The organism is Orbaceae bacterium lpD01 (genome assembly GCA_036251705.1).
Taxonomy (GTDB): Bacteria; Pseudomonadota; Gammaproteobacteria; order Enterobacterales; family Orbaceae; genus Utexia; species Utexia brackfieldae.
In genome coordinates this window covers 2,123,119-2,146,673 of the sequence record CP133959.1, presented here as the reverse complement: position 1 = coordinate 2,146,673, position 23,555 = coordinate 2,123,119, and the positions used below count along the sequence as shown (strand labels likewise).

The 23,555-nt window shown below is 40.7% G+C and carries 30 protein-coding genes; all 30 read left to right on the top strand.

All coding sequences use genetic code 11. From position 1 onward, the window contains the following. Positions 1–5 precede the first annotated feature (5 nt). The 30 genes from RHO15_09710 to RHO15_09565 all read left to right on the top strand — a co-directional run bounded on the left by RHO15_09710 (position 6) and on the right by RHO15_09565 (position 23,510). Complete coding sequence (locus RHO15_09710; protein WVD63730.1) at positions 6–266, top strand: hypothetical protein; 261 nt, start codon at positions 6–8, stop codon at positions 264–266. Positions 267–397: 131 nt separating this feature from the next. Beyond that, positions 398–1,315, top strand: a complete 918-nt coding sequence (locus RHO15_09705; protein ID WVD63729.1) for a hypothetical protein — start codon at positions 398–400, stop codon at positions 1,313–1,315. Beyond that, entirely contained in the window at positions 1,312–2,718 is a 1,407-nt protein-coding gene (locus tag RHO15_09700; protein WVD63728.1) for a DnaB-like helicase C-terminal domain-containing protein, read from the top strand. Before RHO15_09705 ends, RHO15_09700 begins: the two co-directional genes overlap by 4 nt. Further along, the gene (locus tag RHO15_09695; protein WVD63727.1) at positions 2,708–2,905 is read left to right on the top strand and encodes a hypothetical protein; all 198 of its coding nucleotides are present in this window, start codon (positions 2,708–2,710) and stop codon (positions 2,903–2,905) included. The genes RHO15_09700 and RHO15_09695 overlap by 11 nt, the downstream gene beginning before the upstream one ends. Next, complete coding sequence (locus tag RHO15_09690; protein ID WVD63726.1) at positions 2,898–3,122, top strand: hypothetical protein; 225 nt, start codon at positions 2,898–2,900, stop codon at positions 3,120–3,122. Before RHO15_09695 ends, RHO15_09690 begins: the two co-directional genes overlap by 8 nt. Further along, complete coding sequence (locus RHO15_09685) at positions 3,115–3,270, top strand: hypothetical protein (GenBank protein WVD63725.1); 156 nt, start codon at positions 3,115–3,117, stop codon at positions 3,268–3,270. The genes RHO15_09690 and RHO15_09685 overlap by 8 nt, the downstream gene beginning before the upstream one ends. Then, complete coding sequence (locus RHO15_09680) at positions 3,260–3,685, top strand: hypothetical protein (protein WVD63724.1); 426 nt, start codon at positions 3,260–3,262, stop codon at positions 3,683–3,685. The genes RHO15_09685 and RHO15_09680 overlap by 11 nt, the downstream gene beginning before the upstream one ends. A 114-nt stretch (positions 3,686–3,799) precedes the next feature. Beyond that, complete coding sequence (locus RHO15_09675; protein ID WVD63723.1) at positions 3,800–4,426, top strand: recombination protein NinG; 627 nt, start codon at positions 3,800–3,802, stop codon at positions 4,424–4,426. After that, positions 4,426–4,782: an antiterminator Q family protein gene (locus RHO15_09670; GenBank protein ID WVD63722.1), complete on the top strand. Its 357-nt coding sequence runs from the start codon at positions 4,426–4,428 to the stop codon at positions 4,780–4,782. Before RHO15_09675 ends, RHO15_09670 begins: the two co-directional genes overlap by 1 nt. Positions 4,783–5,351: 569 nt before the next feature. Then, positions 5,352–5,747, top strand: coding sequence for a phage holin family protein (locus RHO15_09665; protein WVD63721.1), 396 nt, complete (start codon positions 5,352–5,354; stop codon positions 5,745–5,747). Continuing rightward, positions 5,747–6,193 carry a D-Ala-D-Ala carboxypeptidase family metallohydrolase gene (locus RHO15_09660; protein WVD63720.1) on the top strand — a complete coding sequence of 149 codons (447 nt, stop codon included), beginning with the start codon at positions 5,747–5,749 and terminating at the stop codon, positions 6,191–6,193. The genes RHO15_09665 and RHO15_09660 overlap by 1 nt, the downstream gene beginning before the upstream one ends. Then, positions 6,190–6,543, top strand: coding sequence for a hypothetical protein (locus RHO15_09655; protein WVD63719.1), 354 nt, complete (start codon positions 6,190–6,192; stop codon positions 6,541–6,543). The genes RHO15_09660 and RHO15_09655 overlap by 4 nt, the downstream gene beginning before the upstream one ends. 388 nt (positions 6,544–6,931) lie before the next feature. Beyond that, on the top strand, positions 6,932–7,453 hold the full coding sequence (locus RHO15_09650; GenBank protein ID WVD63718.1) for a terminase small subunit: 522 nt from the start codon (positions 6,932–6,934) through the stop codon (positions 7,451–7,453). Continuing rightward, positions 7,454–8,950 carry a hypothetical protein gene (locus RHO15_09645; protein ID WVD63717.1) on the top strand — a complete coding sequence of 499 codons (1,497 nt, stop codon included), beginning with the start codon at positions 7,454–7,456 and terminating at the stop codon, positions 8,948–8,950. Between the two features lie 7 nt (positions 8,951–8,957). Beyond that, positions 8,958–10,334 carry a DUF4055 domain-containing protein gene (locus RHO15_09640; protein ID WVD63716.1) on the top strand — a complete coding sequence of 459 codons (1,377 nt, stop codon included), beginning with the start codon at positions 8,958–8,960 and terminating at the stop codon, positions 10,332–10,334. A 3-nt stretch (positions 10,335–10,337) separates the two neighbouring features. Beyond that, positions 10,338–11,354 (top strand): hypothetical protein, encoded by a 1,017-nt coding sequence (locus RHO15_09635; protein ID WVD63715.1) that lies wholly within the window; start codon positions 10,338–10,340, stop codon positions 11,352–11,354. Positions 11,355–11,421: 67 nt separating this feature from the next. Further along, positions 11,422–12,087 (top strand): hypothetical protein, encoded by a 666-nt coding sequence (locus RHO15_09630; GenBank protein ID WVD63714.1) that lies wholly within the window; start codon positions 11,422–11,424, stop codon positions 12,085–12,087. 6 nt (positions 12,088–12,093) lie between these two features. After that, on the top strand, positions 12,094–13,056 hold the full coding sequence (locus tag RHO15_09625) for a major capsid protein (protein WVD63713.1): 963 nt from the start codon (positions 12,094–12,096) through the stop codon (positions 13,054–13,056). A gap of 38 nt (positions 13,057–13,094) precedes the next feature. Then, positions 13,095–13,457, top strand: a complete 363-nt coding sequence (locus RHO15_09620; GenBank protein WVD63712.1) for a hypothetical protein — start codon at positions 13,095–13,097, stop codon at positions 13,455–13,457. Position 13,458: 1 nt separating this feature from the next. Next, positions 13,459–13,809: a hypothetical protein gene (locus RHO15_09615; protein WVD63711.1), complete on the top strand. Its 351-nt coding sequence runs from the start codon at positions 13,459–13,461 to the stop codon at positions 13,807–13,809. A gap of 1 nt (position 13,810) precedes the next feature. After that, complete coding sequence (locus RHO15_09610; protein WVD63710.1) at positions 13,811–14,179, top strand: hypothetical protein; 369 nt, start codon at positions 13,811–13,813, stop codon at positions 14,177–14,179. 2 nt (positions 14,180–14,181) lie between these two features. Then, on the top strand, positions 14,182–14,547 hold the full coding sequence (locus RHO15_09605; protein WVD63709.1) for a hypothetical protein: 366 nt from the start codon (positions 14,182–14,184) through the stop codon (positions 14,545–14,547). Positions 14,548–14,638: 91 nt separating this feature from the next. Continuing rightward, positions 14,639–15,169, top strand: a complete 531-nt coding sequence (locus tag RHO15_09600) for a hypothetical protein (GenBank protein ID WVD63708.1) — start codon at positions 14,639–14,641, stop codon at positions 15,167–15,169. Positions 15,170–15,172: 3 nt separating this feature from the next. Then, entirely contained in the window at positions 15,173–15,802 is a 630-nt protein-coding gene (locus tag RHO15_09595; GenBank protein ID WVD63707.1) for a DUF6246 family protein, read from the top strand. Between the two features lie 11 nt (positions 15,803–15,813). After that, on the top strand, positions 15,814–18,846 hold the full coding sequence (locus tag RHO15_09590) for a tape measure protein (protein WVD63706.1): 3,033 nt from the start codon (positions 15,814–15,816) through the stop codon (positions 18,844–18,846). Positions 18,847–18,899: 53 nt separating this feature from the next. Then, positions 18,900–19,544 carry a hypothetical protein gene (locus tag RHO15_09585; GenBank protein ID WVD63705.1) on the top strand — a complete coding sequence of 215 codons (645 nt, stop codon included), beginning with the start codon at positions 18,900–18,902 and terminating at the stop codon, positions 19,542–19,544. A 100-nt stretch (positions 19,545–19,644) separates the two neighbouring features. Beyond that, positions 19,645–20,115: a hypothetical protein gene (locus RHO15_09580; protein ID WVD63704.1), complete on the top strand. Its 471-nt coding sequence runs from the start codon at positions 19,645–19,647 to the stop codon at positions 20,113–20,115. A 2-nt stretch (positions 20,116–20,117) separates the two neighbouring features. Next, positions 20,118–20,612, top strand: a complete 495-nt coding sequence (locus RHO15_09575; GenBank protein WVD63703.1) for a hypothetical protein — start codon at positions 20,118–20,120, stop codon at positions 20,610–20,612. After that, positions 20,609–21,022 (top strand): NlpC/P60 family protein, encoded by a 414-nt coding sequence (locus tag RHO15_09570; protein WVD63702.1) that lies wholly within the window; start codon positions 20,609–20,611, stop codon positions 21,020–21,022. The genes RHO15_09575 and RHO15_09570 overlap by 4 nt, the downstream gene beginning before the upstream one ends. Then, positions 21,003–23,510, top strand: coding sequence for a host specificity factor TipJ family phage tail protein (locus tag RHO15_09565; GenBank protein WVD63701.1), 2,508 nt, complete (start codon positions 21,003–21,005; stop codon positions 23,508–23,510). The genes RHO15_09570 and RHO15_09565 overlap by 20 nt, the downstream gene beginning before the upstream one ends. Positions 23,511–23,555: the final 45 nt, after the last annotated feature.

Below are 23,555 nucleotides of genomic sequence, written 5' to 3'. Positions count from 1 at the left end.
TGTTTATGACATTAAGACAAATCACACCAAACAGTCAGCTTTATAGAGTTGTTTCAATCGCTAGCCGTGGCATGTACACGCTAAACGAAATTCAATCATTCATTCATGAAGAGTTCAACGTGCATGATCAAGAAACTTCGATAAGTGCTCGATTACGTCAAGCAGAGAACGAATTTGGTTACGAGAAGAGTAAAACTCGATTTGTTAACCCGAAAACTGGGCGGGTGCATTTTAGATATACGTTAATAAAACAAAAAAGCCACTAATTGGCGTTAGTGGCGTAGTGAATAACTAGTAAGGAGTTAAACACATGGACAATGTAACAAATAAGAGCGATTTACACCGAGGAATCGGCTAAAGGCTTAAGAAAGAGCTTGGAAGAGGCTAAGGGGGCAACATGTCAGCAGCAAAAAAGATAGTCAATTTTTCTGATTATAGAGATAACAAGATGAATAACTCAAGACAGGGCCACTTCGATATATACAGAAGTCTTTTAGAGGCTGATTGGGCTGTTGATGCTTTTAAATTAGCCTGCTTTGTTCGCTTGGTTGGTCAGGCTGCATTTAGGCCTGTGACGGTTAATTTCAATAATCAAGAATGGAACTTGGAAGCGGGACAACTGGTTATTAGAGTTAGCGATTTAGCATCAAAACTAAAAGATAGAGACGGGAAGTCATTATCGACTGATGCTGTTAATCGAATTTTGAAATTCTTTAAATCTAAAAACATGATAACCATTGATGGTACTCGGTTTGGAACGGTTATTACCATCCTAAATTATAGCAAATATCAGAATGTCGCGACCGCGACACCTACCGCGACTATCTCCGCGACATTGCCCGCTAACAACGAAGGTAGTAACAACAAAGGTTCAGAGCATGAAGGCGCGACATTACCCGCGATACCATCCGAGACTAACACCGCGAAACATGAACAAGACATTAATAACAAGACATTAGAGAACAATAAAAACACTATGTCATCTGGCGATGACCGAAGCGGTAAAAAAGTATCAATCGATTATCAAGCTGTCGCTGATGCTTACAACGAGATTCTAGGCGACAGACTGCCGAATGTTAAAAGTATTTCTGATAAGCGCAAGAGAGCGATTAAATCATTCATGACTAAACATCTTGCTAAAAACTCTATTGACTCAGCAATCAGTTATTTTAACGCATTCAGCTCAAGAGCCAAATCGTTTTACTTTGGCGACAATAAAACGAGCTGGATAGCAGGGTTTGATTTTGTTATTCGTGAATCAACTGTGATTGCAGTACGCGAGGGAACTATAAGCAAAGCGGAGTTTACAGAATGATTAAACAATATCCTTGTGATGTTTCAGCTGAAGAGGCTGTGATCGGTTCAATTATCTTAGATTCTCGCTCAGAACGTTGTCAGAACGTTTTCAATGAATTACATGCTGACATGTTTTATGGCCGTCACAGACAAGTAATTTTTAATGTGCTGGCTTCAATGAACACAAACCAAAAGCCGATCGATTTAGTCACTCTAGATGCTGAGTTAACCGGAAAAGGCTTACTCAATGATGCTGGTGGCTTTAGCTATCTAGCTGATCTTTGCAAAGTTCCGACGGTGCTTAATGTTAAAGCATATTCAGAAACAATCAAAAATAAATATCTTGAAAGAGCGGCACTAAAAACACTCAGTGAATGTCAGGAGCTGATCACTTCAAAGAACGGCCTAGAAACTCATGAAAAGTTATCTGAAGTTCAACGGTTATTCACATCGCTTGATGAGACCTGCAAGAGTGACAAGCAAAGAGGGCTGATTGATTTAGATGCTATTAGTGACAAATGGCTTGCAGAGGTTGAGCAGCGTTACACAAATCCTGATAAAGCAAGAGGGCTTACCGTTGGGATCAAGGCTTTTGATGAGATGCTAGCCCCGAAAGGTGTAGTTAAAGGGTCTCTGTTTGTTATCGGCGCCCGCCCTAAAATGGGTAAAACAGCTTTCCTGGTGCAAATGTCTTTAAATTGCGCAATGAAAGAAGGAAAACCTGCCGTTATATTCAGTTTGGAAATGCCATCTGATCAGCTATTTGAGCGCATGATAACGCAGGTTTCAGGTGTGAGCGGAGACGTTTTTTATGATGCTGAGAAACAAGAGACTAACTTCAATATCGCAATGAACTGCGTTGGTGAAATAATCAGAAGCGGAAATGTATTTATCGATGATACGCCATCAATTTCGTTAAGTCATATCGTTTCAGAGTGTAGACGATTAAAACGTGAAAAAGGTCAGCTAGGCATGATTTTCGTCGATTATCTTACGCTGATGAAGCCAGAGAAGGCAGAGCGTAATGACTTAGCTTACGGGATCATTACCAAAGGGCTAAAGGCGCTAGCCAAAGAGCTTTCTTGCGTGGTTGTTCTGCTTACCCAATTAAACCGCCAAATTGAATCAAGACCAGATAAAAGACCTTACCCGAGTGACAGCCGCGACACTGGCCAAATCGAGCAAGATTGTGACTACTGGTTCGGTTTATACCGCGATGGCGTCTACAACGAACAGGCTGATCAGTCTCTAACAGAAATATTGTTACGTTTAAATCGTCACGGCAAAACTGGCTCGGTATTTGTAAACATGAAGCATGGACAAATATTCGAAGCCGACCAGAACGCAGCAAGAATCTCACAAGAAAAAGTCAAAGAAGCAACTAAGAAAAAACGGTACAAAGACGATGAAGATGACTTTTAACCACTGCTCATTAGCAAGCCAAGACACCGAGAAAGAGCAGCAATATTTATATGCTTACGGTGCACTAAAGCGGCTTAAAACAGGTAAGGCGACACGGAATGAAATCATTGCAGAACTTAGTAAGCGCAGTGATGAGAAAGAAGTAAAACGGATTTTAAATGAGCTAAGGAGAAAGTCAGATGATTGATTCAATAATTTGGTGGTGTGGCATTTGTTTTATGATTTTTTCAGTTCTCTTTCTAACCGCAGGAATAGCAATTCTTATTGGTAGAAACATAGTTCCTTACTATTACATGCTTGATAGCGAGTTAGGAAGGATTAGGAGTGCAAGAATGGATATTGAAGCAGAAAAGCAAAAAATTGAGGAATTAAATCATCAGCAAAAGGAGCAGCAAGATGACTAAATTAAGCACTGAACAGATAGAGCAAGAGCGCGTTAAGTTTAACGAGTGGTTTTCTAAATTAAGAAATAATGAACATTTTACAAGCATCAATTTGTTTGACGTTTGGCTGGCAGGTGCTGAATTGGCAAAGGGTAATTGTGATGGATGATCTATGTCTTCACGAATCGAACATTAAAAGCATATTTCAAAAACTTACAGAACTAGTATTAAGCGGCAAGCGGTACCGGATAGTCATTAAAGTCTGGAAGGATAAAAGGACCGTAGATCAGAACTCGCTTAACTGGATGTGGTGCACTGAGATAGCGCAGCAAGCAAACAAGCATAGTACAGAAGAAATCAGCCCCGAAGATGTACACGAGTTTTATAAAAAAATGTTTTGCCCGGAGAAAGAAAAAAACGTGCTTGGCCAGATTGTAAAAATCAAATCGACTAAGCTGCTAGACACTGGGGAAATGCATTTTTACTTAAATCAGATCGAATATGACGCTCACAGCAAGGGATTAACTTTAACGATACCAGCTAACAGTGAGTACAAAAAACTGAAAGATAAGCAGGTGGCATGATGGGCAGAGTTAAGCACTTAGAAAGTAAATTTAAATGTCTGGTTTGTGGTTGGGCTTGTGAATTAAACCGCAAAAGTGACACCTACAAATGTATGAGACCAATAGTTTTATCGAGTGGCCGTACTGGCGGATCATGCGGAAGCTTTTATAAGAATGGAGAGCGTGTTAATGATTAAGCCTTTAAAGCCACCTAAGCCGAAAAAGTGTAAAAATCCAGATTGTGGTAAATCGTTTGTTCCAGCTAAATTCGGGCAAGTAGTTTGCTGTTGGCAGTGTGCGATAGCTTATAACAATCTACCCACTAATAAGACTAAAGAGCGCGTAAGCAGGGAAATTAATAAGCTAGCGAAAGATAAAGTTAAAACGCGTTCTGAGCACTTAGCAGAAGCACAAAAAGAGTTTAATGCTTACATTCGATTGAGAGATGCAAAAAAGCCTTGTATCAGTTGTGGGCGTCACCATCAGGGGCAATATCATGCTGGGCATTATAAAACAGTCGGAGCGCATCCAGAGCTTCGTTTTAACGAACTTAACGTCCATAAGCAATGTAGCGCGTGTAATAACCACAAATCAGGCAATATCGTTGAGTACAGAATCAATTTAGTTAAGAAAGTAGGAACCGAGGCGGTTGAGTGGTTAGAGGGTAATCATGAAGCTAAAAAGTACACGATTGAAGAGATCAAGCAAATTAAAACTGATTACCGTCAAAAAATCAAAGATATCAAAAGGAAGAGTGAATAATGAGAGATATTAAGGAAATTTTAACAGCTTGGGCAAATGTGCGCGTTAGTAAGCGAATTGGTACCGAATATCCTTTTAAGACTGCTTTGATTGAGGGTGCTAAAAGAGATGCTGATTATCGTTCTATGTTATTAGAAGAGGAGGCCGAGCAGGTGGATAAGGCTGTTCTAAGATTAAAGCAGGTTGAGCCTTTCCTTCACTCAGTTTTAGTTAATAATTATCTTAATAGCATATCATGCAGCCGACAAGCTAAAGTGACAGGGATGAGAACTAACGCACTGTATGAAGCATTGAAGAATGCAGAATTTTACATTTTAGCTAAACTTGACGATAAAATTCATGATATCGCTGCTTAATGTTGACAAAATGGTTGACTTTCCGGAATTCCGGAATTAAAATATGCCTATCGTGCTGTTTTCCGCATTCAGAATTTAAGCCTCGCAAATAGCGGGGCTTTTTTTATGGGTGAAATTCATGAAAACATACTACTTGTTAAAAAAATTGTCAAGCAAAGAAGCAGGTAGATCATATATTCACCATGAACCGGGTGATGATGAAATTCTTCATGAAGTCAAGGCGTTAAACTGAAAAGAAGCCAAAGAGAAAATTAAAGCCGAACTCTTTATATTTTAATTAAAGTAGGCTAATATAGATAACGCAATATTTAGTTATTTATACTTCTAACGCCTACTCCTATATAGTTGTGGTCGGTTTGACGGATATGTTAAATGTCTGCAAACATTTAACCCAATATGAGGCATGATTAAGTCGTGCCTTTTTTATTACCCAATTTTCAAGCCTCACTAATCAGTGGGGCTTTTTTTATATCAAAAATACAGGGGTTCGCAGCAAACAAACAGAGAATATCTAAACTAAAGAGCTGCGTTAACCCCTTTTTTATAACTGCCTCGTTAGAGGTTTAATCATGAAGATTATTAAGATGCCACAAAACAACACTCCTGAACTTGCTGCATTTTTGGCATGGCTAAAAAGCAACGCGAGCATGTACGTATGTGTCTTGATGGCTTTTGCTATATCGTATTTGATGGCACTTAGAGAAGACATAGCAACAGGAAATAGAAGAAGAGGGAAACTTTTAAACTCTTTAATTTTATCATTGATCGCCTTGCCTTTCGCGCTCGGCGTGAAAGAGCTGCTATTGATTTTTTTCCGCTATGAAAGCGACAACATTCCTATGCTTGTAGGGCTTTTTATTGGGTTCTGGGGTATAGAGAAAATGAATATCTTAATAAACGGGCTGTTGGATTTAACAACAAAAGCATTGGAACGAGTATTTGAAAGATTTTTAGGGAAGAAATAATGAAACTGACAGAGAATTTTAAGCTTTCAGAGTTAACAAAATCAGCAACAGCAAGCAAGTTTAATATAGACAATTCAGTACCGGCGCATTTGATGACAAATATATATTTTATTGCTGGGCAAATGGAAAAGGTTAGAGAGGCATTGGACGGTAACCCTATTATCATATCATCCGGCTTCCGGTGCAAAGAATTAAATAATAAAGTTGGCGGTAGTGCTACTAGTGCGCATACAAAAGGCTTAGCAATTGATTTTACGTGCCCCAAGTTTGGGACTCCACGGCAGATATGCAAACGTTTATTAGAGCGCGGAATACTATTTGATAAGTTGATTTTAGAGTTTGAGCAATGGGTGCATATTGGTTACAGCACTACTGAAGATCGCCATCAAGTGCTTACAGCGGTGAAACAAGGCTCTAAAACTGTTTATCTGGCTGGTTTAGTATGATAGATAAATTAAAATCACTTATGCCGCTGTCGCTCGTTACGCTAGGCTTAGTATTTGCTGTCTACTTTGGCTATGAGCAGTATCAACACAAGAAGCACGCGCAACAACAAATCAATGAGCTATCAAGCGAAATAGAGCATTTGTATAAAAGTATTAATGATACTAATGAGTTGGTAGCACAACAAGAGCGTGAAAAAGCTAACTTAGAAAATCAGTCAATAGAGCTACAGGAGTTACTACAAAATGCACTCAAAGATGACACATGCGCTAGTTCTGTTATTCCTTCTGATGTTTCTAACAAGCTGCGCGAACACTCAAATAAAATACGTCTCTCTGAAAATACCGAGTAATTTAACTGCTCCATGCCTTCCTAATTTAGCTCCTAAAAATATGACATGGGGTGATTCTATTATTTACAACGAACAGCTACTCAATGTTATTGAGCAATGTAACAGTAAGTTAAAAGCAATACGGAAAATTAACCAATGAATGAAGGATGGGACGGTTTATAGTAATAAATAATCACCTTAATTGCATAAAGTATTAAATTTACGCGGGTGAGTATAAATAAACCTGCATAACAATTCATAAGCCGCTTAATTGCGGTTTTTTTACGTCTAAAGGAAAGCATTATGTCAATTTTTATTGGTTTCATATTTGGCTGCTTATTCGCATCAGTCACTATCATTGCAACAAACTACAAGTATAAATATTTACCGACTAAGTAAGGAATTAGATATGGCAAAGCTCACAGACAAACAGGAGCTGTTTTGTCGTGAGTACTTAATTGACTTAAACGCGACACAGGCAGCAATAAGAGCTGGGTATAGTGAAAAGACAGCTGAGCAAATGGGGTATCAGTTACTTCAGAAAACTTCAGTTCAAGCGCATATCCAATCACTCAAAAAAAATCGTAATAAGCGCAATCAGATTGATGCTGATTATGTATTAAGGCGCCTAACTGAAATCGATCAAATGGACGTAATCGACATTCTAAGCGATTCCGGTGATTTGCTACCAATAAGAAAATGGCCGAAAGTTTGGCGTACTACATTATCGGGGTTAGATATTGCGATTCTTGGTAGCGGTGACACAGATGTCATTATGAAAAAAATCAAGTGGCCGGACAAGGTCAAAAATCTTGAACTTCTCGGCAAGCACGTAGATGTGCAAGCATTTAAAGAAAAAACAGAAACCTCGGTTACTTTAGTTGATGAAATGGCCGAGCTTATGAGGGAGATATCCGCAGAGGCTAATTAAATGACAGAATCGATTAAACAGTTAGGCGAGCTAAAAGAGCAGCTTAAAAATAGATTCTGGCGGTTAAATAATCTTTACTACATCACCAATAAAGCGGGTAAAAAGACTAAATTCAAGATGACCCCTGAACAGCTTGAGTATTTCGAGGGGATGCATACAAGAAACCTCATTTTAAAAGCTCGTCAATTAGGGTTTACGACTGAAGTATGTATTATTCAGTTAGATGCGGCACTGTTTGAGTCTGCAAAGTGCGCATTGATTGCTCATAATCTGGAAGATGCAAAGCGGCTATTTAGAGAAAAAGTTAAATACGCTTACGATCACTTACCTAGTTTTATTCGTCTAGCAAACCCCGCTAAAAATGATGCAGCCCGGGAATTGGTTTTTAATAACGGCGGCTCGATGTATGTTAATACCTCGTTTCGAGGTGGGACGCTTAAATATCTACACATTTCAGAGTTCGGCAAGATATGCGCCAAGTTCCCGGATAAAGCTCGGGAAATCGTGACGGGTGCTTTTGAGGCGGTCGCGACTGATTGCTTTATTACTATTGAGAGCACCGCAGAGGGCCGGACTGGGTACTTTTATGATTATTGCACGGCTGCGGAAAAGGATCTATTACAACAGCGTCATTTATCTAGTTTAGATTGGAAATTCTTCTTTTTTGCTTGGTGGGAAAATCCACTTTACGCGCTAAACGATCACATAAAACTGCCAGCGCGTCTAGTTGACTATTTTGATGAACTTGAGCACAAACACGGCATTAAGTTAACTAACCAGCAAAAAGTTTGGTATCACGCTAAAGAAAAAACGCTCGGCGATGATATGAAACGGGAATATCCATCTATCCCGGCTGAAGCATTCGCTCAGACAATCGAGGGTGCATATTACGCTAAACAATTCCGAGACCTTTATTCTCGGGGGCGCATTTGTTCACTGCCTGATAATAGTCACTTGCCTGTCAGCACTTATTGGGACTTGGGGGTTGGCGATTCAACTGCTATCTGGTTTGTTCGCCATGTGGGTAATGAGCTGCACATTATTGACTACTATGAGAATAACGGGGAAGGCTTAAGGCATTATTTAAAAGTGCTAAAAGATAAAGGGTATGAGTATGCCGAGCATTACGCCCCCCATGATATCGATAATCGCGAATTTGCCGGAGATGGTAAAAGCCGGAAGCAGTTAGCTTATGAAGGCTATGAAATCGACGGTGCTATTTATTCGGTAAGTTTTACTGTTGTACCTAAACTAAGCGTCGATAACGGTATAGAGCTGGCCCGTGAAATCCTCCCGCTTTGTGTATTTGATGATGACAACTGTAAAGAAGGCGTCGCCCTGTTAGAAGCTTATCGTAAGGCTTGGGACGATAAAAACGGATGCTGGAGAGATAAGCCACTCCATGATCATACCTCTCACTGCGCTGACGCTTTCCGCTATTTTGCGGTTGCTAATCAGCAAATAAAACACGCTACCGATCTTAAATTCAAATGGTGACAAAACAATGAACAATCAAGATGTTGATTTTAAACATCCCGCTTACAACAAGTTTATCAAAGAATGGCAGATGATAGATGATTGTGTAGCTGGTGAGCGTGAAATCAAACGAAAAAAAGAAGCTTACCTTCCACGGCCAAACGAGGCAGAAGGCTCTCATGATGAAGAACGCTATAACAAGTATTTATTTAGAGCTTCATTCATTAATGCAACCGGGCGAACGCTATCAGGACTTATTGGGATAGCTTTTAATAAGCCACCAAAAATTGAGTTGAAAGGCGCATTGAGCATCTTAACCAACGATGCGGACGGAGAGGGCCAGCCTTTAGAACAATTCGCACGTGATTGCTTGTCGCAGGCGTTACGCAGAGGGCGCGCAGGGATATTCACTGATTATACTGGTGGCGGAGAGCAAACAACATTAACGAAGGGTCGCACTGTACTTCGCCTTTTCAACGCTAAACAAATTATCAACTGGAGAGTGACGAAAGGCAAGACAACACTTGTAGTGCTTAAGTACGAAGAGCCAGCCGAAACCGACGATTTTAAAATTGACATGGTTACAAAATGGATTGAGCTAAGAGTGGTTGGCGGTGTGGCTCATGCTCGTCACTGGGAAATGACTCAAAGTGGCGTAACTGTCACTGGATTTATACCTCTGAACGATTCGAAAGGCAAGCCTTTAAATGAATTACCTTGGGCATGGATTGGGGCCAGTAACAATGACCACACGCCAGATAATCCGCCACTGTCTGATATTGCTTATACGAACATCAAACATTATCAACTAGAAGCTGATATCGCTGAGGCTGCGCATATTGTTGGCTGTCCTATGGTTGCGATAACAGGCTTAACTGCGGATTGGGCTGATAGATTTCTTAAAAAGGGTTTCGTGGTGGGTTCGCGTGATGGGGTGACACTGCCAGCTGGTGGCGACCTTAAATATGTGCAGCCCGAGGACAGAAACCTCGTTATCAAAGCACTGGAGCGCAAAGAGGAGCAACTCGCAAAACTTGGCGCGAAATTGGTTGAGCGAAATTCATCAGCGCGGACGGCTACTCAAGCAGGTGATGAGGCGCAGACAGATAACTCTATTTTATCTTTGTGCGCTGGTAATGTTGAACACGCAATAAACAAAGCGCTTTTGTTCGCTCAGCAGTTTGAGGGCGGCGGCGAGGGTTCTGTCGAGCTAAATAAACGCTACGACATTGTTAATCTTGATTCTCAAGCAATTACTGCGCTAATGGCTGCTGTTCAAGGTGGTAAGATGCGCCTGATTGATTTCATTCGATACCAGCAACGCGTCGGACTCGTACCGCAAAACGATGACCCGGAAACGATCATTGAAGAGCTTGAAATCAGCAATCAAAATTTAACGGTTTAGTTTATGGACTTTCTGACAGATAACGCAATATTTAGTCAGTCGCTGCTTGAGAGACTAAAGGCTCAGCAAAAACAGTTATCAGAAAAGCTGGCTAGGCAGATAAAACAAAGCGCCTTGGTCGCTCTGGTGGATTTTGAGGGCATTATCTCAACAAAAAAACAATTAGTAGCGGTTAATAAAGCTATTAGCGAGGCATTAACGCCGCTATTAGATGAGACCGTCAGCAACTTGTTTGATGAGGTGGTATCTACCGGGCAAGTATTTAGCGATATTGAGTATAAAGGCTTTAAGTCGCTTTTGAATGATCGCGTTAAAGCCGCTGATGCTGATAGGGTAGGTTCAGCCATTGCAAACACCCCGCTAGGGCTTAGTAACTGGAATGGTCCACTTGGGACATTTGCATTTATAGCAAGTTTCAAAGTGCTGACCCTTCAAAAAGTGCAGAACGCCGCAATAGTTATCTACTCACGAGGCGGCTCATTTGCTGATTTAGGGCTGGAAATTGCAGGGTTAAAAGATAGTTTTATTAATAACTATAATGCAGTCGCTAGCACCTCGTTACAGCACGCTTACAGCGTCGCAGTTGATGATTTCTTTATGCTTAATTCAGACCTTATCGACTACGAGGAATTTTCATCAATACTCGATAATCAAACATCAGCAGTTTGCCGCTCACTCGATGGACAGCGGTTTAAAGTTGGAGATGGGCCGCGTCCGCCATTACATCCGCATTGCCGTAGCCGTAGAATTCCGATATTAGCTAAAAAGTATCAAGATCAGACAGGCTTGGAATCACCTTCGCGCCACAAGGACCCAAATTATTATCAGTGGCTCAGTAATCAATCTGCAAAAAGGCAAGATTTTATTCTTGGCCCAACTCGCGGGAAATTATTCCGGGATGGCGGCATTGATGCAGATAGATTCGCAAGGCTTCAACTTAATAAGAATTTCAAGCCGTTAACGCTTGAAGAACTCAAGAAAATAATCCCTGACGCATTTGAAAATGCAGGAATTAATTAAGCTCCTTTATGGGGCTATTTTTTTAACTTAAGCCAGAGGCTTAAACACATTAACCAGAGGTTAACAAATGCTAAAACTTAAATTAACTAACGATGAATTCAACGGTTTAGACGAGTCAGTCAAAGCCCTTTATGAGGCTAAAGACGGTCAGTACATGCTTGCTGTTGAAGGAATCCCTGATGTAACCGGATTGCAGCGTAAAGTCGAGGAGCTGCTCGGTGAGAAAAAAGCGGAGCAGTCGAAACGTGTTGCGCTTGAGGAAGAGACTAAGCGAGCGCAGGAAGAACAAGCCCGTAAACAAGGCAATATTGAAGCAATCGAGAAAAGTTGGCAGGACAAATTGGCGCAACGTGAAAAAGAGTTGCTGGCTGAGGTTCAAGGTCGAGATAACCGGCTGCATACATTGTTAGTTGATAACGAAGCCCAGCGCATTGCAACAGCTTTGGCGGGTGACAGCGCAGGTATTTTGTTGCCTCACATTAAATCACGATTAACCGTCGAGGATGGTAAAACCAGAGTACTTGACGGTGAAGGGCGAGCTAGTGCGCTTACGCTTGAGGACTTAAGTAAAGAGTTTCAAGGTAACGCGTTATTTGCTCCAGTCATTATTCAATCAAAGGCTAGCGGCTCTGGTGGGGCAGCGGGTCAACCTCATAATAGCGGCGCTGTTGTGAACAACAATGCTGGGTCATTAGCTGACCGGGCTAAACAAATCATTGAACAACAAGGATAAAAAATAATGTCTTTATATATTTTTCAGCAACAAGTATCAACCGCCGCAACTGAACTCGTGGCTCAAGAAGTACAGAAGTTTAATGCTGCATCAGGCGGTGCGCTTATTATGGGCGGTGAAGATCATATCGGTGACTACATTGAGAGCACCATGTGGCAGTTGATTGGTGGACTATCCCAGCGCCGAAACGCTTATGCAGATAAAGCAGTGAACGCAATTGAGCTGAGCCAGATTTTAGACCGCATGGTCAAAATTGATGGGCGAATTGGTCCTGTTAGTGTAACCCCGACAATGTTAAAACGTTTAGGTAAGCAGACAAGCGAGGCATCGGCTGTTGTTGCGGCTCAGGCTGCTGAGGCCATGATTCAAGATTACTTAAATACCGCTGGCGGTATTCTAAAAACGGCAATTTCAACTGAGTCAACGCTAATCACAGAGTCTTTATCTGCTGAAGGCGTTAAACCAAGCTTACGACTATTAAACCAAGGTGTTAAATCGTTCGGTGATGCTTATTCAAAAATTCAAACTTGGCTGATGGATGGCGCAACTTACAATGACTTAATTGATAGCACATTAGAAAATGCTAACCGATTATTCCAAATCGGCAATGTTTCAATTATGTCTGATGGCTTGGGCCGTCGCTTTGTTGTTTCAGATATCCCTGCGCTTTCTGATGATAACAAACAGCATATGCTTGGCTTAACCGTTGGTGCTGCGGTAGTTCAAACAACCCCGCTTATTATGAAAGCTCAGGATGTATTAGGCCGTGAAAATCTCAAAGCGTTAATGCAAGGTGAGTATGATTTCACGATCGGCGTTAAAGGCTATCAATGGTCAAGCAATACAATCAAGTCTCCAACCGATGCCCAGTTATTAGCGGCAGCGAACTGGAAAAGAATTACAACCAGTGTCAAAGATACCGCAGGCGTTCTGGTAACAGTCGGTAAAGATGTTAGCGCTCAAGGCTAATTAAACAGGGGAGAAATCCCCTTTTTTTGAGGTTATTCATGACTCTTGACGATGTAAAAAAAAGCTTAGCATTAATGGGCTATGTTGCACCTGATTTTATTCTAGTGTCTTTGATCGCGATAGTCAGCAAGATTGATGATTGCATGAATGCTGCTGGTTATGATGAGGCGACGCAAAACCTAATTAAGTTATACGCTGTTATGTTAATGCTTTCATCCTCTGATATTCGAAAGGTCTCATCTGAATCGGCCCCTTCAGGCGCTTCTAGGTCATATAAATACTTTGATGACTGCCGGGATAACTTACTTTCACTGATAAATAAGCTTGATACGCACGAATGCACTAGCGCACTACCAATCAGCTCTGGCGCTTTGGGGCAGTTTAAAGTGTTTAGGGGGTAATATGTCATCATTGGCTAATTGGTCCTACACTGCGAAGGCGACGATTTGGCGTTATAGCGGCAAAGATGAGTACAGCAAAAAAATATTCATGCCACCAGAAATCATCATGTGCACTTACGGAAATGATGCAAAGTTAACACAGGGATTATCAGGTGTTGGTCGAGAGTTTGTATTAAAAGATACCTTCTGGACTGAATACGATAAAGCCAAAAAGGGTGATTATATTCTATTGGGTGAATCCGCAGTCACAAATCCACAAGAAGCTGGGGCGGCTGAAATCGTGCACGTTCTTCGCGATGCTGACGTATTTGAGCAAATAGCAGATGATTATACGTTAATAACGACGGTTTAATATGGGAATTAAGGTTAAAGGGGTAAGAGCAAGCGTTAATCAGTTGAATAAGATTATCGATGATGTGCAAGGACGCAAAGCAGCAAGAGCTATTCAAGCCTCCATGCTGATTGGTGCCGCTCAAGCCTCTATTTATACGCCGATTGACACCTCGACATTAATCAACAGTCAATTTCGAGAGATGGTTATCAAAGGCTCTCGAATTACTGGTAGGGTCGGATATACAGCCAGCTATGCGGCCTACGTTAACGATCCTAAAATAAAAATGAACTTTAGACGCGCCACAGCTGAAAAAGAGTTTTTGAAAAAGGGGTTTGATGATACGGCTGATCTTCGTATTCAAGTTATTAAAAAGGAGATGGCGCTTTGAAAATGTACAAACTTGTACGTGATTATCTAGATAAATCAGGGTTACTTAATAGCTTGGTGATTCAGTATTTGCGTTGGGACGATGACGGCAACAATAAGATTTATGTTGTGTTTAGCCCAAACGGCGGGTCAACGCTTAGCGCATCACTGGGAAATGAGTATCTAGTGCTGGTTAACTTTATAGCGCCGAATAATAACGCACAGCTAATTGATGATTTAGTCGATAAAGTCACGGAGTACATTAAAAAAAATCAGTTTGATGAAACCCTTGGCAGTGTGCAGATTGTCGGAGGTATCCCCTCACCAACATCATTGACAGATAACAGGCTGGTTTACAGGTTGCTACTAGCAATAAAACACGGAACATAAACAATTACAAGCCGCTGAAAAGCGGTTTTTTATTATAAAGAAAACCCTCATAGGCCTCTTAATTGCGGCCTTTTTTTATTAGGAGAAAAGTATGGCGCAATGCGCAGTTTCAAATGAAAAGCTATTTGGTGGTGCTGTTGTTTTGGAGGTGGCGCGCGGCTGCCCTGATACTAATCCCGCCGAAAAAGACTGGCTCCGATTTATGGCTGGGACATCGAAAGGTCTCGACTTAAGCTTAAACACAGTTACCAGTGATGCTGACGATACCGGAGCATATACAGAGAACATTGTTACCAATGCGGATTTAACTATCTCATTTGATGGCGAAGTCCGTAAAAAAGACGCTGACAAAGAGGCCGGGTTTCATAAAACATTTAAATATATTTTAGATGAACTATCAGCAAGACGGCAGCCTACTTTTTGGGTTCGTTTCGATCAGGGTGGCAGTTTACTCACGGCTTATATGGTTATCACAAGCTTTAGCTCAAGCGGTGGCACTAACGACCTTTACACTTGTTCGGCTGAGTTCAAGGTTGCAGCTGGTGACACAGTTCAAATTGAATTAGTAGAAGGCGAGACCGGTGGCTCAGGCGGTGGAAACGGCGGCAATACAGAGGAATAAATAATGGTTAGGGTAGACATAGGCGAAATCTGCATTAAGCAAAAGGTGAAAGGTCTTTTTAGCGAAAAATTGAAGACGTTTAAGCTGGTACCGTCATTTGAGAACATATCAAAAATTGGTGACGGTGATGAGGTTATAAAAGTCTATTCTACCCTGATTGATGATTCTCATGCTCAAGTTTGGCGATCGTTTCGTAGAAGTATGAATAAGCAAGTTATTAAACGAATTAAGTCAACAGTAAAAGCACAGCGGGAAGCGGCTATGCGCGTTATTTCCTGCTGCTCTGATGACGATATATCATCGCTAAAACTACCTATCGACACTTTGATAAATATTGCGGCCGTTTTATTGAAATACGGCGTAAGCGGTCACGCAAAAGTAAGAGTGTCACAACGCAATGCCAGCAAACAATACAAATCATCATTTGATATCAATCAATACATCACCAACGCCCGCATCCATCTCGCACTATCCCTTGCTGAAGCCAAAAAGCTAACAATGACTGAATACATCAACATGATGGCGATGAAGTACCCGGATAACGACGGGTTTACGGCTGAGGAGTACGACGAAGTTATGGATGCTTACGAAAAACGACGTAAAGCGCGGCTAGAAAAAGATAAACGAAAGTAAGGTTCATAAAAATGGCTACATACTCAGACGGCAGCATTGTATACGAGGTATCACTCGACACGAAAAACTTACTTGAAAATAGTACCAAAGTCAGAGAAGAACTCAACAAGTTAAGCGATAACGGTGAGAAAGCGTCAAAAGGTCTGGATAAACTAGATAAGTCAGCCGTAGGTGCTGGCAACTCTATGGGTAAATTAACTACTATCGCGAAAGCTGTTAGTGCTGCGTTAGTATCAAGCACTGTTATTGCTTATGCGCAAAGCTGGAACGAATTAGAGGACAGAATCGGGAATACTGGTGCAACGGCAGCGCAAACTAAAAGCATCATGGATCAGCTTCTAGCAACGTCTAACCGCAATGGCCGAACTATCGAAGAATCAGCAGAGTTATACATCCGCTTATCAAACTCAATGAAAGAGCTTGGGTATAGCTCAAAGGAAACGCTAGATTACATTGACACGCTTTCTAACTTGATGACCATCAATAAGACAAATGCATTGTCTGCTCAATCCGCCATTAACGGATTAACCAGAGCGCAGATGAAGGGCAAGCTTGCTGGTGATGATGCTATGGCTGTATTTAATGCTATGCCAAGCGTACTAAAAACGCTCGGAACTCAATTAAATTTAACTGAAGCAGAGGTTAGAAAGCTAGCCGCTGATGGCAAGCTATCAATGCAAGATTTCTCTCAAGCAATGATCAAGGCTCAAGGAGATACGGCCGCATTAGCGGATAATATGCGTAACACGGTAAATGATGGAATCACGCGTGTTACTAATAATCTAAAACAGTATCTTGGTGAACTGAACAATACGACTGGGGCAACTAAGTTGCTAGTTGATTCGTTAGTTTTAGTCTCTGAACATGTAGATATTCTTGCAACTGGAGTCGGTGTTCTTGCTGCAATTTATGCTGGTAAATATATTACGTCATTAGCTGCCGCAACTAAACAGAGCGTTGATAAGGTAAGAGCGGATATAAGGCAAGCTGCTACAACAAAACAGCTTGCTACAGAAGAGCTGGGAGCCTTAGAAATTAGAGGTAGAGAATTAACAGCTAGAAGACAAGAATTAGTGGCTTTAAAAGCTGTTACAACATCAAAACTTCAATTAGCCGGAATTACTAAGCAGTTAAACGTAATTGATGCACAAAGAGCAGCCTTAGTCGATAAAGAAACGGCAGCTCAGGCTCGGTTATCTGCGGCCATGAAAGCGACAGCTTTGAGTACTAATGTATTAAAAGGCGCGATGAATATGCTTGGTGGTCCTGCTGGCGTTATTTTAATTGCCGTTGGTGCTTTAATGTCTTGGGCTTCCAGTGCTGATGCTGCTAGGCAGAAATCACTGGAGCTTGGTGATTCTATCGGTGCCTTAACAGCGAAATTTGATGGTTTAACTGAAATTCAGAAAAAAGCTGAAATCGCAAAATTAAAAGTTGAAATGACCGATCTTAATAAGCAGATTGAAAATCAAGCTTTTTTACTTCAAAACGTTAAGGATGGTTATGAAGCTTATCAGCGTAGATTTGCCAGTGGAAGCAGATTTACATCTGAAGAAGGGTTGCAAAAAGCAGAAGAGGTATATTTAGGTGAATTAGCCAAACAGGAGAAGTTACAAGGAAATAAAGTTCTATTAACCAAAACGCTTGAAGAGCTTAACAATAAAGCGGTTTCATCAACCAACAAATTAGTTGAATCAACAGGCGAGTTAAATAATCAACTTGGCAAACCGACTATAGATAATATCACTAAAAAGGTTGTCGGATTAGCGCAAGAAACTGAAATTGCAGAGTTAAAACAAAAAGGGTTAACAAAAGAAGCTTATGTTTATCAAGCGGTGCTTTCAACTCTTGGCGATGAGGCGAGTGAATATCAAGCCGCGTTATTTAAAGCGGTTCAGACTGGGCAGTTGTTCAAAGATAATATTGAAGGAGTGCCTGAGCAAGTTCATCCATTGATAGAAGCTTTATCTCAACTTTATGATGTAAACAAATCTGGCGCGGTTAAAACAAATACTGCTTCATCCAAAATAAAAGAACTTAAGGACAGTATAGCTGTTGCAAGATTGGAGGTTAAGGGGGCAATTGAGGACGCGAAGGCGCTTAAAGCGTTACAAGATTCTAAGTCATCCGGGGGAAATGCTAGTGAAATAGCGCAAATAGTTGCATTAACTCAGCAGTACGAAAAACTGCAGCTTGCGAAATCTGGTAAATCATTTGCGCAAGATCAAGTAAACAATAATTTATCTGAATCACAAAAAATCGCAATTGAACAGCAAGCCAAGCTTGATGAGTTAAATAAATGGTATGACACAGGTCTTGCAAATGAGCAGCTATATCAAGATGCTTATAGCGCAGTTATTGAGGAAGGCGCTAAGAAGCGTAAAAAATTAGAAGATGACGAGGTTGCGGCTAGGTTCGCCAGCACTCAAGCAATTTTATCATCATCTAGTGATTTATTTGGTGGACTAGCCGATATAACTAAAACTTTTTCAAGCGAACAGGGAGCAGCTTATAAAGCTATGTTTGCGATAAGCAAGGGTTTTGCAATTGCGAACGCAGCATTGAATCTGCAAATGGCGATATCTAATGCCTCGGCAGCACCTTGGCCAACTAATTTTGGATTTATTGCTCAAGCCGCTGCACAAGGGGCGCAAATTGCTTCTAGTATATCATCATTAAGTTACGGCGGCGGTCGAGAGCATGGCGGCTCTGTCGGTGCAACCTCGATGTATCGGGTGGGGGAAGGAAATAAACCTGAAATACTGATGTCTGGCGGGCGTCAATACATGATTCCTGGTGAGTCTGGCAAGGTTATCAGTAATAAGGATTTAGGCACTTCCTCGCAAGAGCCATCTATCAATTGGAGTATTAACATCATCGGTGGTGATTCATCATCAACAGATGTTAATGTCGATGATGAACAGAAACGAATTGATATTATTGTAAGTCAAACTAAGAAATCAATAGCTGGCGATATTCGAGAGAGAAGTGGTGCTGTTTATAGCGCCCTCAAAGACACTACAAATATCAAGCCAAGACTTTAATTTTTATATTAAAATGAGTATCATGCTACTACTTTATTTTACCAGGTGATAGCATGAAAAGATTATTATTAGTTTGTTTTCTGGGTTTGTTTTTATTCGGATGTAATAAGAACAAATCAAATGTAACAGCAGAATGTGAAGGGGCAACAATGACAGGTAAAATATATAACATTATGGGAAGTGGTCATTTTTTATATAATAAAAATAATGAAATATTTGAAAAAATCATTGATCAACATATGTCCGATATTTATGGAGAAACTCAATATCGAACTATTAGCTATGAAATCCCCGTTATAGAAAAATGCACTTTTGAACAATATTCTTATGTTGAAGCTTTAGGGGAGTATAAAACCAAAGGATATAGTGGATGGGTTGAGACTTCAATATTAGATAAAGGGCAAGAGTTAAAAGACCCCTATATTAGACTTATTGATACATTTGTCACATCAAATCAGTATAAGCCTGATGATTTTAAAGATTTAAGCCAGCTACTTGGCAATAATTTTCCAAAAGTTAACTCTCTCAGATTTTTGGCGGCTAAGGCTGTGGTTGATGCTGGGAGGTGTGGATATGTAATAGATTCAAATATTGATCCTATCAATATTGGGACTAAAGAAAATCTCAGGTTTGTAGTTGAATGCAAAGGCAATGTAAAAATAAGCATAGATGAAAAGTCAATAAATTCTGCCTCATAAGCCATTTAAAAAAAGCCCGCCTAGTGCGGGTTTTTGTTGCCCAAATTTAAAACTCAACCCGCTTCGGCGGGTTTTTTATTGACTAAAAATTGAGGTGTAAATGAATGACTACCCGCTTAATTTAGAAACTGTACTGCTCAGCTCTTATTCAAGACAACAGCAGGCAAGTTTTACAGCGACCGACGCCAGAAGCGGCGCTGTATATGTAAAAAAAACAGCGATCGACCCACCAGCAATAAGGTCAGTAACTTTCAGATTCCCTCGTCATAAAGCAGCTATTTTCCTTGGTTGGTTTAATAGTCAATTAAAAAAAGGGCTTGAGCCATTCGATATTCCACTGATGACCGAGTGGGGAATGCAGACTTTACGCTGTCGGTTTCTTCCTGACTCGCTGCTAGATACAACAAGACCGAACACTTTGCACTGGCAGTATACCGCGCAGCTATTAATCCCAAGCTACAAAGCCCCTGACTACTGGCCTGATGGGTCGTACCAGTTCCCCGAATACATGGACGATGACGCTATACGTTTTCTAGACATAATTATTAACGAACAACTAGCGGAGGTTTAACGGTGCCTATATCAGATAAACAGAGGGAATTTTGGAACACAAAAGACCCCAGCGAACAGTTCGATGTTATTGTTTTTGAACACTCTAGATTTGCCGAACCTATCCGACTTGTTCTAAACCAATACACGTCAATGATATTTAACGGAGAGGAGTATATCCCCGCTGCGGGCAAACTTGAAAAGCCCAATCAAGAGGCTGACCTAATACCAACCGCGACCCTGCAATTCCCCCGAATTCATATCGGCGACATATTTAAGCAATACACCCAAATCATCTCAGCTTTTGGGTGGAATGAAAGCATCACAATGCGCCTAATGGAATTCACAGAATTAGATATGAATACGCCAACCAAAAGCTGGACTTTATATGTTGCGCCTGACGGCATTCGATTGAGTAAAACCACTGTTCAAATAAAAGCCACAGATTACAACCCTATGTCACTAAACATTTCCACAATTTACACAATAGAAGAATACAAGGGGCTTGCAAGAGTATGAGTATTGATGAGTTTATTAGTAAAACGATTGGGATTAAGTGGGTTGACCGGGCTTGTAGTTGGGATGCTATGGACTGCTGGGGGCTGGTTATTATGTATTACAAGCATGTGCTTGATGTGTTACTTCCCGACGTGGTCGGCTATCAAAATTATCAAACAGATATACAGCGAGGAACGCAAGGACAGATAAATAGCGGCAAATGGATACAGATAGATGAGCCAGTAAATCACTGCGTTTTTGTGGGGTACCTCAACGGCGAGCCGTCCCATGTCGGTGTCTGTGTTGATCGTCATGTAATTCATGCGAACGGTAGTCATCAAGGCGGACAGGTTCAATATAACCGCCTTGATGCAATCTCGAAATGTTATCAAAATTTGGAGTTCTTCAAATATGTTAATTTATCAGAATGACCCCAAGGGACTTTTTGAGTCAAAGCGATTTGTTTTTGATACGGATAAAACACTTCAGCAAAATATTGAGTTATATTTCCCCGCCGGGCTTAATGCAAAAGTACATGATATTGTTATCAACGGGGTTAAAGTTAACCCGTTAAAAGATGATCTGAATATCCGCGTAAGTCATGATGATAATGTCGTCATTATTAGAAGACAACAAGGTGTTGAACTGCTAGTGGGGTTAGTTGTCGCCGTGGTCGCTGCCGTTGTTGCCTATGCTTTAACACCTAAACCGAAAATTCCAAACAGTAGCGGCGAGCAAAAGGATAGCTCAAACAATAAATTAACCGGGCAAACGAATATTGCACGTGCTTATCAAGCCAAACCTGATATTTTTGGCCTTGTGCGTGTTTATCCTGACTTGGTTAAGCCATCCGGCTCAGAATATATTAACAACGTTAAGTATATTGATCACCTAATGTGTGTTGGTATTGGTGAATACGTAGTCTCAAAGCCTAAATATTCAGAGACGCTACTAGATAAAATTACTGGTACTGATTATCAAATATATAACCCCGGCGATATTATTCCTCAGGTCATGTATCAATATGCCAGCGACGAAGTAAACGGACAAGAACTAACCCCACCGAACTTAAGTAATGAAGCGGCTCAAAGTGTTCATTATGAAAATTATGAATCGATTGCGATTAATAATGGGATAGCAACTATTGTTCTGCCGCAAGGTGCGGACACGGGGTATTTACAAGGTTTAATGTTGCCAGCCGGATTAACGTTTAGTGTTACTTCAAGAGTTACGTATATTCTTGACGGAGAAATCACAACAATCAAAACTTTTGCAAATTACAACGGCAATCTTCAATCAGTTAAAGCGAACGAAAATGACCAGCCGATGTTAATCGTCTCTAGCGTTATTTTTACCGGGTTTGATGATAAAGTCGGCAATGTTAGTGATATTGAGTATTTAAATGATGAAATCATCGTAACAAGAAATAAAGGCGGGTACACTGATGCTTTTATCTTACCTGAAGAAGGTACCGAAATCTGGGTTGATTTAGTTTTTCAAAGGGGATTGCAAGGGGCTGTTTCTCTGTCTTTTGCATATTGGCAGATTGATGAACTTGGTAATGAAGTTATCAATACGCGGGACGTTTATACATATAGCGTTTCAATGAATACTTATGAACCGCAAAATGTGACCATCAAAATTAAACCGAAACGCGGTCAAAGTAAGTATGCGATTATCGCTGGCCGAACGAACGACGGTAAAACCGATTTAACTGACCAAGTCAAAATTGAGAACATTTACTCTGTTTCGTATGAGAGTAACGTAAAAGTGAATGACACATTAATCTACGTCAGAACTAAAGCAACTTCTCAAGCGACCAGTTTGAAAGAATTGAAAATTAATGCCGAGGTGATGAGAAAAACAATATCGTATAATTTGGAAGCTTGTGAATTAATTGAATCATTAACCCCGTCGCGCTCTTTTGCAGATGCTGTGTTGCACTCGTACGCGGTGATAGCTGGCCGTGATCCTAATGACCTTGATTTACAAGCATTATATAGCATAGATCAAGCTATTAAGAAAAAAGACCCGCGATTGGGGTACTTTGATTTCTCTTTTGATGATGCGGATGTATCTTTGGGGGAGCGTATCCAAGCAATTTGTAACGCAGCAAGAGTTTTTACATATAAAGATGGCCAAAAATGGCGATTCGTACGTGATGAGAAAAAAACACGGCCTGTTGCACTGTTTAACAGCTCAAATTTAGCGAATACCAGTGAAGGAGGAACGATTCAGTATAAATGTAACCTACCTACCAGCTACGACGGCATCGAGTTAGAGTACGTGAATTCATCGCATGACAACAAAGGTGGAACTGATAAAAAAGCCTTTGTTCGTTTAAAAATAGATTCAGTGAAGAACGTGATCGCAATCGGAGAATCAAGGCAACCATATAAAATTCAGCTAACTGGGTGTCGAAATTACACTCAAGCAATGAACAGAGCACAACTTGAAGTCAGGAAGCTACTTTATCAACGGGTGACGGTTGAAGATGAGGCGTTGTGCGATGCATCTTTTGTTAACAAAGGTGATTTAGTTCGTTGGTGCGATACATGGGATAGTGCCGTTGTTAACGGTGAAATCACCAGCTTTGAACGGAATCGATTTTTTATAAATCAACAGTTAGAACTAGATCCAAGTAAAAAATATCGAGTAAGTATTACAGATAGAGCCGGATACCCGAGCGAATGGCTTGATGTTTTAGGGCATGATTCAGTGTCATTCACCGCTAACTTTAATGATGTTTATACAGCTGATTATATTAAGTCTCAAATGGGGTCTATTTTCATTATAACCGAAACAAAAACAGGGGAAGCGGTAGACTTTATTTTATCTGAAAAGCAGTACAAGGACGGTAATTATCAAATCAAGCTCATTAACTATGATGAGCGCATGTATCAGTATGACAATCGATAATTAGTTAACACATTAGATTAAAGACGCCGATAGCGTCTTTTTTAT